Origin of the sequence: Streptomyces sp. McG3 (genome assembly GCF_018619185.1) — a bacterium.
GTDB lineage: Bacteria > Actinomycetota > Actinomycetes > Streptomycetales > Streptomycetaceae > Streptomyces.
On the sequence record NZ_JAAXYC010000017.1, the window covers coordinates 26,705 to 41,759 of the forward strand.

At 72.5% G+C, this 15,055-nt stretch carries 11 protein-coding genes and 1 pseudogene; 11 read left to right on the forward strand and 1 reads right to left on the reverse strand.

What is annotated here, in order from left to right:
* The first annotated feature begins 92 nt into the window (after positions 1 to 92).
* The 11 genes and pseudogenes from HET64_RS04975 (at position 93) to HET64_RS05025 (ending at position 13,835) form a co-directional block, all read left to right on the forward strand.
* A complete protein-coding gene (locus tag HET64_RS04975; protein ID WP_215102721.1) occupies positions 93 to 1,412 on the forward strand; it encodes an ABC transporter substrate-binding protein in 1,320 nt (439 codons plus the stop codon).
* A complete protein-coding gene (locus tag HET64_RS04980; RefSeq protein ID WP_215102723.1) occupies positions 1,412 to 2,392 on the forward strand; it encodes a carbohydrate ABC transporter permease in 981 nt (326 codons plus the stop codon). The genes HET64_RS04975 and HET64_RS04980 overlap by 1 nt, the downstream gene beginning before the upstream one ends.
* Positions 2,389 to 3,234 (forward strand): carbohydrate ABC transporter permease, encoded by an 846-nt coding sequence (locus tag HET64_RS04985; protein ID WP_215102725.1) that lies wholly within the window; start codon positions 2,389 to 2,391, stop codon positions 3,232 to 3,234. Before HET64_RS04980 ends, HET64_RS04985 begins: the two co-directional genes overlap by 4 nt.
* A gap of 38 nt (positions 3,235 to 3,272) precedes the next feature.
* The gene (manD, locus tag HET64_RS04990; protein ID WP_215102727.1) at positions 3,273 to 4,487 is read left to right on the forward strand and encodes a D-mannonate dehydratase ManD; all 1,215 of its coding nucleotides are present in this window, start codon (positions 3,273 to 3,275) and stop codon (positions 4,485 to 4,487) included.
* Between the two features lie 163 nt (positions 4,488 to 4,650).
* Positions 4,651 to 5,751, forward strand: a complete 1,101-nt coding sequence (locus HET64_RS04995; protein ID WP_215102729.1) for a LacI family DNA-binding transcriptional regulator — start codon at positions 4,651 to 4,653, stop codon at positions 5,749 to 5,751.
* Between the two features lie 77 nt (positions 5,752 to 5,828).
* The gene (locus HET64_RS05000; RefSeq protein WP_215102731.1) at positions 5,829 to 7,439 is read left to right on the forward strand and encodes an FAD-dependent oxidoreductase; all 1,611 of its coding nucleotides are present in this window, start codon (positions 5,829 to 5,831) and stop codon (positions 7,437 to 7,439) included.
* A gap of 218 nt (positions 7,440 to 7,657) precedes the next feature.
* Positions 7,658 to 9,787: a hydantoinase/oxoprolinase family protein gene (locus tag HET64_RS05005; RefSeq protein WP_215102733.1), complete on the forward strand. Its 2,130-nt coding sequence runs from the start codon at positions 7,658 to 7,660 to the stop codon at positions 9,785 to 9,787.
* A complete protein-coding gene (locus HET64_RS05010) occupies positions 9,784 to 10,416 on the forward strand; it encodes a hypothetical protein (protein ID WP_215102735.1) in 633 nt (210 codons plus the stop codon). The genes HET64_RS05005 and HET64_RS05010 overlap by 4 nt, the downstream gene beginning before the upstream one ends.
* A gap of 4 nt (positions 10,417 to 10,420) precedes the next feature.
* Positions 10,421 to 11,701, forward strand: coding sequence for a TRAP transporter large permease subunit (locus tag HET64_RS05015; protein ID WP_215102737.1), 1,281 nt, complete (start codon positions 10,421 to 10,423; stop codon positions 11,699 to 11,701).
* Positions 11,702 to 11,730: 29 nt separating this feature from the next.
* A pseudogene (locus HET64_RS05020) lies at positions 11,731 to 12,769 on the forward strand (hypothetical protein).
* 103 nt (positions 12,770 to 12,872) lie between these two features.
* Positions 12,873 to 13,835, forward strand: a complete 963-nt coding sequence (locus HET64_RS05025; protein ID WP_215102739.1) for an alpha/beta hydrolase — start codon at positions 12,873 to 12,875, stop codon at positions 13,833 to 13,835.
* Here the strand turns inward: HET64_RS05025 and HET64_RS05030 are convergent.
* Positions 13,825 to 15,015, reverse strand: a complete 1,191-nt coding sequence (locus HET64_RS05030) for a cytochrome P450 (RefSeq protein WP_215102741.1) — start codon at positions 15,013 to 15,015, stop codon at positions 13,825 to 13,827. The genes HET64_RS05025 and HET64_RS05030 overlap by 11 nt on opposite strands.
* Between the last annotated feature and the right edge of the window lie 40 nt (positions 15,016 to 15,055).

Genomic DNA, 15,055 nt, shown 5'->3' on the forward strand with positions numbered 1-15,055 from the left:
CAACTGGTCCTACCAGTTGGACCAGGTCGGACCAGCCCGGTTTTCCCCGGGGGCCGGCAGGCAACACGTACCGCAGAGAAACGAGGACGAGGATGTCCACGAGCAGCCAGCTCCTGAGCCGGCGTGCCTTCGGCAGGCTCGCCGCAGGCGCCGCGGCGGCCGCCGGGGCGGGAGCGCTGAGCGCCTGTTCGGGCGGGAGCGGCAAGCCCTCGGCCGACGCGCCGTTGCGGATCATGGCGATCAACCACGTCTGGTCCCAGGCGGTCAAGCGCCGCACGGCGGAGTTCGAGGAGCGGATCGGGCGGCGGGTCTCGATGACGCTGCTCACCGCCGATCAGCTCGCCAGCAGCTACAACGTCAAGCTCAACGCGTCGGGCACCGACGTGGACGTGATGATGGTCCGCGCGCTCCAGGAGCAGTTGCTCTTCGGCCACAACGGCTGGCTCGCCGACCTCAGCGACCGGGTCGCGGACGACGGGCGGTTCGCCTGGGACGACTTCCAGGAGGCGCCGCGCGAGGCGTCGACGACCGCCGGGAAGGTGCTGAGCGTCCCGGTGGTGACCGAACGCCCCGCCCTCTACTACCGCAAGGACCTGGTGGAGGACCTGGGCGGGCCGCCGCGCACCCTGGAGGCGCTGATGGAGGCCGCGCGGGAGCTGACCCGCCGGGACAAGGGCTTCTACGGTTACGTCGGCCGGGGGCAGCGCAGCGGCGCGGTGTCCCAGTGGTCGAGCTTCCTCTACTCGCACGGCGGTGACTTCGTCGTGGACGGGAAGTCCGGGATCGGCAGCGCCGAGGCCGTGGCCGCCTACGAGTACTACGGCCGTCTGCTGGCCGGCTCCGGACCGCCCGGGGCGACCAACATGAGCCTCGAACAGGCGATGCCGATCTTCGCGCAGGGCAAGGCCGCCTTCTTCATCGACGCCGACGCGATCTACAGCAGCTTCCTCGACCCGAAGGTCTCCCGGGTGCGCGAGAGCGTCGGCTTCGCGCCCTTCCCCGCCGGGGCGGCCGGCGCCAGGCCGCACAACATCCCCTCCTGGAGCCTCGGCATCAACACCTTCTCCCGACTGCGGGACGACGCCTGGGAGTTCATCCGGTGGGCGGCCGGGCCCGAGATGTCGGCCGCGCTCCAGTCGGAGGGCATACCCGGCGCCCGCTCCTCGGTGTGGTCCGACCCGAAGACGCTGGCCGCCTTCCCGCCGGAGCTCGCCGAGTCGATGCGGCTCAACGCGGAGCGCGGCGTGGGGTACGACCGGCCCCGGGTCCTCCAGGTCGGCCGGGCCCGGGACATCGTCGGTCGTCCGCTGGTCGCGGGCATCCTCGGCGAGTCCGTCCGGCCCGTCGTGCGCGACGCGGACGCGGAGTTCGCCGAGTTCCTCGTACGCGACAACCGCCACAAGGAGTCCTGATGCCCGCCACCGAGGCCGCCCGGGTCGCAGACACCACCCGGGGCTCCACCACCCGCACGCCGAGCCCGACTCCGCCCGGCACCGGCCGACGGCAGCGGACCTTCGAGCAGGCCAACCGGCGGCTCAAGTGGGCGATGCTCACCCCGGCGGTGCTCTTCGTCGGCCTGATGATCGTCTTCCCGCTGGTCTTCACCCTGAATCTCAGCCTCACCGACGCCTTCGGGGCGGTGAACGCCGACAGCGCCCACATCGGTCTGCGCAACTTCACCGACGCGCTGGGCGACACGCGCCGGTTCTGGCCCGCCGCCCGCCGCACCCTGGTGTTCACCGTGGGCGCGGTGGTGCTGGAGACGGTGCTCGGGCTCGCCCTGGCGATGCTGATGCGCAAGCCGTTCCGGGGGATGCGCTGGGTGCGTACCGTGCTCATCGTTCCGCTGCTCGCCACGCCCGTCGCGATCGGCATCCTGTGGCTGTTGATCCTCGATCCCACCAACGGCATCGCCAACCATCTGCTGGAGGCGGTCGGCGTACCCCGTCAGGAGTTCCTCGGCTCGGTCGGGCAGTCGCTGCCGACGCTGATGCTCATCGACGTGTGGCAGTGGACCCCGATGATGACGCTGCTGCTGCTCGCCGGGCTGACCACGCTGCCCGAGGAGCCGGAGGAGGCCGCCCTGGTCGACGGCGCGAACGCCTGGCAGCGCTTCCGCTACGTCGTCCTGCCGATGCTCGGGCCGACGCTCGCCACCGCGCTGGTGCTGCGCGCCGTCGACGCCCTGAAGACGTTCGACATCCTCTACGCCACCAAGGGCGCGGGCGGCGGTTCGGACTTCGAGGTGGAGACCCTCAACGTCTACGCCTACGGGCTCACCTTCGACTACCAGGAGTACGGCCTGGCCGCCGCCGTCCTGGTCCTGTTCACGCTGTTCATCATCGGTGTCGTGGTGCTGCTGCGACGCCGGGGCGGAAGGAAGAACGCATGAGTGCCACCCTCTCCCCCGCCCGGCCCCGGCGCGGCCGGCCCTACGGTTCATGGCTCCGCTCCATCGCCATCACCATCGTGACGCTCGTCTTCGCGCTGCCGCTCGTGTGGATGTTCGCCGCGGCCTTCAAGACCAACGTCCAGGTCACGGACCCCTCGGTCGGGCTGTGGTTCACCCCGACGCTGGACAACTTCCGCGCGGTCGTCGAGGCCGGGCAGATCGTGCGGTCCATGGGCAACTCCCTGCTGGTGGGGGTGGTTTCGACGGTGCTCTCCGCCGTGATCGCCGTACCGGCGGCCTGGGCCGTGGGCCGGTTCTCCATGCACCGCACCGGCTCCGTGATCCTCGTGGCGCGCATCGTCCCGGCGATCTCGCTGCTGGTGCCCTGGTACTACCTGTTCGCACGGATGGGACTGGTCGGCTCCTACACGGTGCTGATCCTCAGCCACATGTTCGTCTCGGTGCCACTGATCATGTGGATCATGATCAGCTTCTTCGCGGGGCTGCCGGTCGAGCTGGAGGAGGCCGCCCGCACCGACGGGCTGAGCGCGTTCGGGGCGTTCTGGCGCATCTCGCTGCCGCTCGCGGCCCCCGGAACGGCGACCGCGTCGCTGCTGGCCTTCGTCTTCAGCTGGAACAACTTCATGTTCGCGCTGGTCTTCTCCGACGACCGGACGCAGACCGTGCCGGTCACCCTGTTCAACTTCATCTCCTACGCGAGCACGGACTGGGGCGGTCTGATGGCCGCCGCCTCCCTCATCACCGTGCCGGTCGTCCTCGCCGCCGTCCTCGGCCAGAAGTACCTGGTGGCCGGGCTGACGTCCGGCGCCACCAAGGGCTGAACCCCTCACTCCCCCACCTGCGGAAAGAGCACACACGCATGAAGATCGTCGACGCGAAGGTCGTCGTCACGAGCCCCGGCCGCAACTTCGTCACCCTGAAGCTGACGACCGACGAAGGGCTCACCGGCCTCGGCGACGCCACCCTGAACGGACGGGAGCTGGCCGTCGTCAGCTATCTCGCCGACCATGTCGCCCCCCTGCTGATCGGACTCGACCCGCACCGCGTCGAGGACACCTGGCAGTCGCTGTACCGGGGCGCCTACTGGCGGCGCGGCCCGGTGACGATGGCCGCCATCGCCGCCGTGGACGTGGCCCTGTGGGACATCAAGGCGAAGGCCGCCGGACTGCCGCTGTACCAACTCCTGGGCGGTGCGAGCAGGGAGCGCGTCGGCACGTACGGCCACGCGAACGGCCGGGACATACCCGAACTGCTCGACTCCGTACGGGCCCGGCTCGCCGAGGGCTACCCCGCCGTCCGCATCCAGTCCGGCATCCCCGGCCTCAAGGCGGTGTACGGGGTCTCCGACACCGACGACACCGGCGCACCGGTCCTCCACCAGCAGGCCCGCCCCCTGGTGGAGGACTGGGACACCGCCGCGTATCTGCGCCATGTGCCGGCCGTCTTCGAGGCGGTGCGCGCGGAGTTCGGCGCCGAACTGCCACTGCTCCACGACGCCCACCACCGGCTCACCCCGATCCAGGCCGCCCGGCTCGGCAAGGACCTGGAGCCCTACCGGCCGTTCTGGCTGGAGGACTGCACGCCGGCCGAGAACCAGGAGGCGCTGCGCCTGGTGCGCCGGTCCACCACCACGCCGCTGGCCGTCGGCGAGGTGTTCAACACGGTGTACGACTACCAGGCCCTGATCACCGAGCAGTTGATCGACTACGTGCGCTCGGCGGTGACCCACTTCGGCGGGATCACCCCGCTGCGCAAGCTCTTCGACTTCGCCGCGCAGTACCAGATCAGGAGCGCGATCCACGGCCCCGAGGACATCTCCCCGGTCGGGATGGCCGCCGCCGTCCACCTGGACCTCGCCGTGCACAACTTCGGCATCCAGGAGTACTCCGGCCACACCGCGCTCACCGACGCGGTGTTCCGGCACGCCTACACCTTCACCGACGGCCACCTGCACCCGGGCGAGGCGCCCGGCATCGGCGTGGAGCTCGACGAGGAGCTGGCCGCCGCCCACCCGTACGAGGCCGCGTATCTGCCGGTCAACCGGCTCCACGACGGGACCGTCCACGACTGGTGAGCCCCCGGTGCGGGGCCCGGCGAGCGCCGGGCCCCGCACGCAGTGGCCTGTACCCACCAGGCCGAAAGAAGTCTTGCGCAATCCCTTGACCCCTGCGGAACGGAGGTTCACAGTACTCACTAATGCGCATTAGTAATACGCATTAGTGATCCGGAGGAACACCGTGGAAGAACCCAGGAAGCGGTCCAGGCCGGGCCGGGCGCCCGCCCCCGCGGGCCGTACGTCCCGCCCGCGCCAGGCCGAGGTCGCCCGGCTCGCCGGGGTCTCGCAGGCCACCGTCTCGCTGGTGCTGGGGGCCCGGAAGCAGGGCGCGACGATCTCCGAGGAGACCCGGCAGAAGGTCCTCGACGCGGTCCGGGCGCTGGGCTATGTGCCGGATCCGGCCGCCAGCCGCCTGGCCGCCGCCCGGAACAACCTGCTCGGGGTCTTCAGCTTCACGTCCACCTTCCCCACCGACGTACAGCACTCGTACTACCCCTTCCTGGTCGGGGTCGAGCAGGAGGCGGCGGCCCGGGGCTACGACCTGGTGCTCTTCACCGGCTCCAGCACGGGCGGCGCGGGGGCCGCCGGGCCGCACGCCCTCAACCGGGTGCGGCTCGCCGACGGCTGTCTGTTCCTGGGACGCCACGCCCCCGCCGACGAGTTGCTGCGGCTGGTCGCCGACGGCTTTCCCGTGGTCCACCTGGGCCGCCGGGACGAGCTGGAGGGGCTGGCCTGGGTCGGCGCGGACTACATCAGCGCGAGCCAGGAGGTCGTCGCGCACCTCGCCTCGCTCGGTCACCGGCGCATCGTGCTCGTCCGGGAGGACGACGAGGCGCCCGCCTCCACCGACCGTGAGCACGGCTTCCTCAAGGGCCTGGAGGAAGCGGGGCTGTCCGGCGGTCCCGCCGCCGTCTTCCGCTCCGCCGACCCCGAGCGCGATCTGACCGCCGAGCGACTGCGGGGCTGGCTCGACGACGGCGTGACCGCGTTCGTGGCGGAGGAGACCGACACCGGTGACGCCTGGCGCGCCCTGCACGGCGCCGCGCACTTCGTCGGCATCGACTGCCCCCGCGACGCCACGCTCGCCCTGCTCGGCAGCCCCCCGCCGGATCTCGCGGACGGGCCCGTGCCGACCGGCTTCGACGTCCCCCGGCCCCAACTCGGCGCGGCCGCCGTGCGGATGCTCGCCGCACTGGTGGCCGGGGAGGAGGCGACGGAACCCCTGGTGCCCTGCGCCTTCCGGCCCGGCTCGACGGCCGGCCCGGCCCCCGTACAGCTGTGAACATCTCCGACCCGGCCCCGGAGGAGGCCGGGAGACGCTCCAACGCAGCAAGCACACCCAGCACTTCAAGGAGAACCGTGATATCCGAACCCGACATCCTCATCGTGGGCGCCGGACTCGGCGGCGTGGCCGCCGCTCTCGCCGCCTGCCGGGCGGGGCGCACCGTCGTCCTCACCGAGGAGACGGACTGGATCGGCGGCCAGCTCACCTCGCAGGCGGTCCCGCCGGACGAGCACCCATGGGTCGAGGAGTTCGGCACCACCGCCTCGTACCGCACCCTGCGCGACTCCATCCGGGACTACTACCGCCAGTGGTACCCGATGCGTTCCGAGGCCCTGGCCCTGCGCAACCTCAATCCGGGCGCCGGGCGCGTCAGCAAGCTGTGCCACGAGCCGCGCGTCGCCCTGACCGTGATGGAGGCCATGCTCGCCCCGCACCGCTCCTCGGGGCGGCTGACGCTCCTCACCGAGCACCGGCCGGTGGCCGCCGAGGCCGGCGACGACGACACCGTACGCTCCGTCACCCTGACCGACGCGCACGGCAACAGCCTTACAATCAGCCCCCGTTATGTCATCGACGCCACCGAGACCGGTGAACTGCTCGAACTCGCCGGGGTGGAGCATGTGATCGGCGCCGAGGCGCGGAGCGAGTTCGACGAACCACACGCGCCCGAGGAGGCACAGCCCCTCAACCAGCAGGGCATCACCGTGTGTTTCGCGCTCTCGCACCACGAGGGCGAGGACCACACCATCGAGCGCCCCGTCGACTACGACTTCTGGCGCTCCTACCGGCCGGACTTCTGGCCGGGGCCGCTGCTCGGCTTCCTCGCCCCCGACCCGCGCAGCCTGGAGGCCGTCCCGCGGACCTTCGTGCCCAACCCGGAGCTGGACCCGCTGGACGTCAACGCCGACCAGTCGGCCGACGCCGGTGACAAGGAGCTGTTCGGCTTCCGCCGGATCCTGGCCCGCAAGCTGCACCGGCCCGGTGCGTTCGACTCCGACATCACCCTGGTCAACTGGCCCTTGAACGACTACTGGTTGAAGCCGCTGATCGGCGGGGGCGAGGAGACGTCGGCCGCCGCGCTGGCCGAGGCCCGCCAGCTGTCGCTCTCCGTCCTGTACTGGCTCCAGACCGAGGCCCCCCGGGCGGACGGGGGCACGGGGTTCCCGGGTCTGCGGTTGCGCGGGGACGTCACCGGCACGGCGGACGGGCTGGCCAAGGCCCCCTACGTACGGGAGTCGCGGCGGATCAAGGCCGTCACCACGGTCACCGAGCACGACGTCTCGATCGACATCGTCGGTCCCTACGGCGGCACCCGCTACCGGGACTCGGTGGGCGTCGGCAACTACCGCATCGATCTGCACCCCTCGACCGGCGGCGACAACTACGTCGACATCGGTTCGGTGCCGTTCGAGATCCCGCTCGGCGCCCTCATCCCGCGCCGCGTCCGCAATCTGCTGCCCGCGGGCAAGAACATCGGCACGACGCACATCACCAACGGCTGCTACCGGCTCCACCCGGTGGAGTGGAACATCGGCGAGGTCGCCGGAGCGCTGGCCGCGCACTGCGTCGCCGAGGGCGTCGAGCCGCACCGGGTCCAGGCCGAGGACAAGCGGTTCGAGGCGTTCGCCGCGCTGCTGGAGCGCGACGGCGTGCAGCGCCACTGGCCCGACGTACGCGGCTACTGACCGACCCCGTCCGCGCACGACGGACGGCGCGGACGTCGCATCACCCGCTTGACCGCGGTACGCATCACCCGCTTCACCGCACGGCCCCCCAGGGGTGGGCGCGGAGCGCCGGGCGGGCGCAGCTCCACCTGTACCCGCCCGGCCCCAGGACCCGGCCGTCTCGCGACGCCCGGACCTGCCGCCCTCGCCCTGCCACCCGCACAAGGAGGTGCCCAGCCATGAACACCCACCGCATCCGCGTCGGCATCGACGTGGGCGGAACCTTCACCGACGCCGTGGCCGTAGACGCCACGACCCTGAGCCTGCTGGGGCAGGTGAAGGTTCCCACCAGCCACCATCACGAGGACGGCGTCGCCCACGGCATCGTCGAAGCTCTCGACCGCCTGCTGGAGCAGACCGGCCACACGCCCGAGGACGTGACGTTCCTCGCCCACGGCACCACACAGGCTACCAACGCCCTGCTGGAGGGCGACGTCGCCACCGTCGGTCTGATCGGCATAGGTGCGGGCCCGAGCGCCGCACTGACCCGCCGGCTGGCCGCGTTCCGGAAGCTGGAGCTGACGCCCGGCAAGCGGCTGCCGCTCGTCTACGGGCATGTGGCCGACCCGGACGACGCGCCCGCCGTGCGCGCCGCACTCGACGCGGTCGTACGGGAGGGCGCCGAAGTCGTCGTCGCCAGCCAGCCGTTCAGCGTCGACCGCCCCGAGGGGGAGGACACGGTCGTGGCCGCCGCCGAGGAGCGGGGGCTGCCGACGACCGCCGCGCACGACATCACCTCGCTGTACGGGCTCCACAAGCGGACCCGGACCGCCGTGGTGAACGCCGCGATCCTGCCGCGCATGCTCGCCACCGCCGATCTGGTCGACGCCTCCATCACCAAGGCGGGCGTGAGCGCGCCGCTGATGGTGATGCGGTGCGACGGCGGAGTGATGTCGCTGGACGAGATGCGGCGCAGACCGCTGCTGACGGTGCTGTCCGGACCTGCGGCGGGCGTCGCCGGGGCGCTCATGCAGGAGCGCGTCAGCGAGGGCCTGTTCCTGGAGACCGGCGGCACGTCCACGGACATCAGCGTCGTGCGGCGGGGCAAGGTCGCCGTCCGGCACGCCACCATGCTCGGCCGGACGTCGTACCTCTCGGCGCTCGACGTGCGGACCGTCGGGGTCGGCGGCGGCTCGATGGTCCGGGTCGACGGCGGCAGGGTCGTCGGCGTGGGGCCGCGCAGCGCGCACATCGCGGGGCTGCCGTACGCCTGTTTCGCGACCGAGGACGACCTGCGCGACGCGAAGGTCACCACGATCCGTCCGCTGGCGGACGACCCCGCCGACTACGCGGTGCTCGACGCCGCCGGGGGCCGCTTCGCGATCACCATGACCTGTGCGGCGAACGCGCTGGGCCGGGTGCCGGAGGGGGACTTCGCCCGGTGCGACCCGGCCGTGGCGAGGGCCGCGATCGCCCCGCTGGCCGCCGCGCTCGGCACCGATGTCGCCTCGGCCGCGACGAAGCTCCTGGACGCGGGCACCGAGCAGGTGAAGTCCGTGGTCGAGGAGATGACGCGCGACTACCGGCTGGACAAGGACACCGCACTGCTCGTCGGCGGGGGCGGCGGCGCGGCCTCCGTGACCCCGCATCTGGCGGCCATGACCGGCCAGGAGGGCAGGATCGCCCAGCACAACGAGGTGATCAGCCCGATCGGCGTGGCCCTGGCCCTCATCCGGGAGCAGGTCGAGCGGATCATCCCGGGCGCCGGCCAGGAGCAGATCCTCGCCGTGCGCGCCGAGGCGGAGGCCGCCGTCGTCGCCCAGGGGGCCGCCGCCGACGGGGTGGAGGTGGAGGTCACGGTCGACCCGCAGACCAGCACCGTACGGGCCGTGGCGACCGGCGCCACCGAACTGCGGACCCAGGACCGCGCCCACCGCGCCGACGAGGCGGACCGGCTGCGCGCCGCCGCGATGAGCCTGCGGACCGATCCGGCCTCGGTGCGGGTGCTCGCGGGCACACCGGCCCACACCGTGTACGGCACCGAGGTGCACCGGCGTTTCCGGGCGGACCGGCACCCGGTGCGGGTCGTGGACGCGGACGGCGTCGTACGGCTGCACGCACCGGACGCCCGGGTGGAGACGACCACCGTGGGGCAGGCGCCCGAGGTCCTCGCGGGGCTGGTGAAGGAGGCCACGTCGTACGGTGACGGCGGCGTCCGCGCCCCGGCGCTGCGGCTGCTGCTCGGGTCCCGGATCGCGGACCTGTCCGGGGTGATCGACCCGGATCCGCTGCTGGCGCTGGCCCGCAGCGAACTGCGCGCCCGCGCCGCGGACGAACCGGTCGTCGCGGTCGTGGAGGTGCGCTCATGACGACCGCCCTGCTCGACCGGGCCGCACGCACGGCCATTTCGGCGCTGGAGGCCGACGACGACATCGCGTTCGGCGCCCGGCTGCTCGCGAACACGCCCACGCACGAGGGGCGCGACCCGGAGCTGCTGCGCCACTGGGCCCGTACCGCCGGCGCGTTCGGCGCGGCGCTGCCGCCGGTCCCGGCGACGGCCCGGATCGTGGAGAGCGACGGGGGCCTCGCGAAGGGGCTCCTGGCCCGCTACACCTCCCGGCCGGTGCCCACCGTCGAGCTGTTCACCGACACCCTGGCCCTCGCGGACGAGCTGATCGACCTGCTCGGCTGGCGGGAGCTGTATCCGGCCGGGTCCGTCCGGGCGGCGGCGATCGCGCACGAGGCGGTGCACGAGCGGCTCCACCACGGTCCGGCGAAGAAGGCGCTCAAGCACGCCCTGGGCCACGTCGTGCTGCGCGCCGGCCGGCACACCCTGTACGGCCATGTCGCGGGCGCCGACGAGATCGCCGCCCATGCCCATGCCCGCGCGGTCTGCGGCCTGGGCCGAAGTCCGCTCCTGCTGACGGCCGCCCTGGCCACCGCGGCCGAACCCCGGCACGGGTCCGCAGCCGGATCCCCGCACGGAAGAGAGAAGTAACGCCATGGGCGTCGTCATCCTTCTTGTCATGGCGGCCGGTGTCGCCGCCATGCTCACCCGCAGGCTGCCCACGGCCTTCGCGCTCGTCATCCTGGCCGTCGTCATCGCCTTCGTCGCGGGCGCCCCGCTGACCGGCGAGAACAGTGTCCTCGACACGGTCGTCCAGGAGGGCGCGCCGGCTCTCGGCGCCACGATGATCGCGATCCTGCTGGGCTCCTGGCTGGGCAGGCTCCTCGACGAGACCGGCATCGCGGGCACCCTGGTGCGCAAGATCGTCGAGTTCGGCGGGGACCGGCCGGTGGTGGTCGCCCTGGGCGTCCTCGGCGTCTCCACCCTGGTCGGCACGGTCACCGGCTCGGCTCCCGCGGCGATGCTCGCCGGGATCATCGGCATCCCCGCCATGATCGCCGTGGGCATCCCCAAGGTCACGGCGGCCGGGACGATCCTGATGGGCATCGCCGCCGGCATGCCGTTCGAGCTGCCCATCTGGCAGTTCTTCTCCACCGCGCTGGAACTGCCCGTCGAGACCGTGCGCGGCTTCATGTTCAAGCTGTTCCCGTTCGCCCTGGCCGCGGCCGTCCTCTTCGTCGTCGTCGAGACCCGCAGGCGCGGCGTCGAGCACGCCTGGTCGCTCAAGTCGGCCTCCGCCAAACCCCTTTCGCGGCGCAAGCAGCTGGGCGACGCCCCGTGGTACGCGCTCCTCACCCCGGTCGTGCCGCTGGTCCTCGCCCTCGGCTTCGAGGTGGCGATCCTGCCGTCGATGCTGGCGGGCATCCTGTTCGCGCTCGTCACGACCACCCGGCCGCGCGAGATGAACAAGCGGCTGCTGCGGACGCTGTACGGCTCGTTCGAGGTCGCGGCCGCTCCGATCGTCCTGTTCATCGCCATCGGCATCCTGCTCGCCGCGGTGAAGCTGCCCGGTGCGGTGGAGTCGCTGGAGCCGCTGGTCAAGGCGGTCAGCCCGCAGAACCCGGTGCTGTTCGTCCTGGTCTTCACGCTGCTCGTGCCGCTCTGTCTGTACCGGGGGCCGCTGAACGTCTTCGGTCTCGGCGCGGGCATAGCGGGCGTCCTCATCGCCGCCGGCATCTACCCGGCCGTCGCGGTGCTGGGGCTGGCGACCTCGTACAACCAGGTGTTCGGGGTGTCGGACCCCACCAGCACGCAGACCGTGTGGAGCGCGCAGTACGCGGGGGTGACGCCGCAGCAGGTGATGCTGCGGACCCTGCCGTACGTCTGGGCCGTGGCGCTCGGCGGTTTCTGCGTCACCGCCGCCAGTTATCTGTGATCGCTCATCCTTTCGGGACGGAGAACGACATGACACAGCACGAGGACACTCCGGTCGCGGCCGCCGCACCCCACCCGAGCCGTCGGATCTTCCTGCGGGGCGCGCTGGCCGGCACGGCGGCGACCGCCGGACTGATCGCCACCGGCGCGGGGGCGGCCCCCGCCGCCGCTGCCCCGGGCGGCTTCCCCGACTACCGCCACCTGAAGCCGCTCCTGACACCCTCCCAGCTGAAGTACAACCCGACGGGCGAGATCATCTTCCCGTGTATCCGGGGCGTGTACGACAAGCTGGCGAACCCGCTGGGCCGCTACTACCTCTACTACGCCCCCCCACGACGCGCCCGGTGGCATCTGCCTGGCCTACGGCGACTCGCTGGAGGGCCCGTTCACGGAGCACCCGGCCAACCCGCTGGTCTCCAACGACTGGCAGCCGCACTACAAGGTCAGCCATGTCTCCTCACCGCACGTCCTGTGGAACGAGGACGTCAAGGAGCTGTGGCTCTACTTCCACGGCGAGAACCACACGACCCGGCTCGCCCGGTCCAAGGACGGCGTCACCTTCACGTACGACAGGACGGTGCTCACCAAGGACATGCTGCCCGCGGGCACCAACGAGACGTCCTACGCCCGGGTGTTCCGGCACGACCTGCCCGCGCGCGGCGCGCGGTACGTGATGCTCTTCATGATCAACAATCAGTCCAACCATCGCGACATCGCCTGGGGCTGGTCGAAGGACGGCCGCGACTGGACCTTCGCCCAGCAGCCGCTGGTGCGCCACTCGGACGTCGGCGTGAACAACCTCAGCGGTCCGCACCTGCTGACCCGGGGCGGCAGCTGTTACGTCGTCTACCACACCGGCAAGGAGGACGGCGGGAACATCCTGATCACCGAGGTCGGCAACGACTTCTCCCGCCGCGACCACCTCGGGGTGTTCTACGACTCGGGCAGCGCGGCCCCGGAGAACGGCCGCAGCGCCTCACCGAGCTTCGGCACGGACCGGGGCGTACCGTACCTGGTCTACGAGGCGGGCGACCGGCTCGGGGGCTCGATCGCCGTCGCACGCGGCTGACGGTGGCCGGGGTGCGCCGGACGGACCGGCGCACCCCGGCCGTTCCCCTTTCCGCCTGCCGCCGCCCTTCCTGCCGCAGTCCATCCCGAGGAAGGCTCCCCCGATGCCCCACGATCCCCGACTGGACCCCGAGATGGCCGCGGCGCTCGCCGCCGAGCCGCTGCCGCCCACCGTCCTGCACCGTCTGGACCGCCGGGAGTTGGCCGCCCTGCGCGCCGCCCGCGCCGAAACGGCCTTCCCGCCGCCCGCCGAGGGTGTCGTGGTGACCGACCACCGGCTGCCGGGCCCCGGCCCGGTCCGGGTCCGCTTCTACCGGCCCCGCGAGGCGCCTCCCGGGCCGCTTCCCTGCCTGGTGTGGATCCACGGCGGCGGCATGGTGCTCGGCACACCCGAGACGGACGACGCCCGGGTCTCGGCGTACGTCCTGGGGGCCGGGTGTGCCGTGGCGTCCGTGGACTACCGGCTCGCGCCCGAGCACCCCCATCCCACGCCCGTCGAGGACTGCTACCGCGCACTGCGGTGGACCGCGGAGCGGGCGGGTGCGCTCGGCGTCGATCCGGAGCGGCTCGCGGTCGGCGGGATCAGCGCGGGCGGCGGCCTCGCGGCCGCCACGGCTCTGATCGCCCGGGACCGCGGCGGGCCGCCCCTGGTCTTCCAGTTCCTGCTCTGCCCGATGCTGGACGACCGCAACACCACGGAATCCAGCCGGGAGTTCACCGAAGCCGTCACCTGGCCACGCGCCAACAACCTCTACGGCTGGGCGGCGTTGCTCGGTCCGCTCGCGGGTGGCGACGAGGTCTCCCCGTACGCGGCCCCCGCCCGCGCCGCCGATCTGTCGGGGCTCCCGCCCGCGTACGTCGACGTCGGGGAGCTGGAGGTGTTCCGCGACGAGTGCGCCCAGTACGCGCTGCGGTTGATCGGCGCCGGGGTGTCGACCGAATTCCATCTGTGGCCCGGGGCGTTCCACGGATTCGACGGGGCGCTCCCCCGTCTCTCCCTCCCGCGAAGGGCCGCCGGGGAGCAGATCGCGGTGCTGCGACGGGCCCTCGGCGGCCCTACCAACTGACGCCCAGACGCAGCGGGCCGCGGGAGGTCGTCCCGGTCCGCCACACGACCGTGTCGACGGGGGCGGCCAGGCGCAGCCCCGGGAAGCGGGCGGCCAGGCGGTGCAGGGCGAGCTGGAGCTCCGTGCGGGCCAGCCAGGCGCCGAGGCAGTAGTGGGGGCCCGCGCCGAAGGAGAGCGTGGGGGCCTCCAGCGGGGCGAACAGGTCGTGGAGGGTGGCGGGCGGAAAGACCTCCGGGTCGCGGTTGGCCATGCCGCAGTCGGCGAGCACGATCGCGCCGGCCGGGATCGTCACCCCGCCGACCTCGACGTCCTCACCGGCATGGCGGGTGCTGCCCCGGTCGTCGCCCAGCGGGACGAGGTGGACGAGACGGTCCACGAGGTGCCCCGCGGCCTCCTCGTCGGCGCCGAGGCGCGGCCAGGTCTCACGGCGTTCACCCAGCAGGTAGAGCAGGGCGTTGCCGAGCATGGTCATCGTGCTGTCGTGGCCTCCGACGACCAGCCCGCACACCAGGCTGACCAACTGGGCCTCGGGGACGCCCCCTTCCTCGTCGGCCGCCGCGACCAGACCGCTGATCAGGTCCTCGCCCGGGGTCCGGCGCCGCTCCGCGAGGAGGTGCGCGCCGAACGCGCTGAACTCCTTGAGGGCCGCCGCCACCTGTTCGCCGTCGTGGGTGCCGTCGGAGAAGGCGTGCTCGCTCCAGTGCCGCATCCGGTCCCACGCGGACTCGTCGAGCCCCATGAGGCGGCTGATCACCGCCACCGGGAGCGGGAGGGCGAACTCGGCCACCGCGTCGGCCGGTTGCGGTCGCGTCTCCAGCCGGTCGAGGAGCCCCTCCACTATCGCGGCGATCCACGGCCGCCAGCGGGCGACGGCCCTCGGGGTGAACGCGCGCCGCAGGGTGCGGCGCAGCCGCAGATGGTCGGGGCCGTCCTGGTTGAACATCAGGTCGGGGTCGTTCACGAGGTCGGGTACGCCGGAGAGGGCGGGCGCGTCGGGGGCGTACAGCCGGGCCCGGCCGAACCGCGGGTCGGAGAGCACCTGGCGGACGTCCTCGTAACGGCTGACCTGCCAGGCGGGGGCGCCGCCCGGCAGCTCGGCGGGGCGGGGCGGCCCGGGTTCCTCGAAGAACAGGCGGTGCATCGGCTCCGGGGCCGGATGCGTGGGGTCGGTGGTGGTCAACGTGCCTCCTGGGCAGCACCGTTGGATCGGGCGGAGGGAG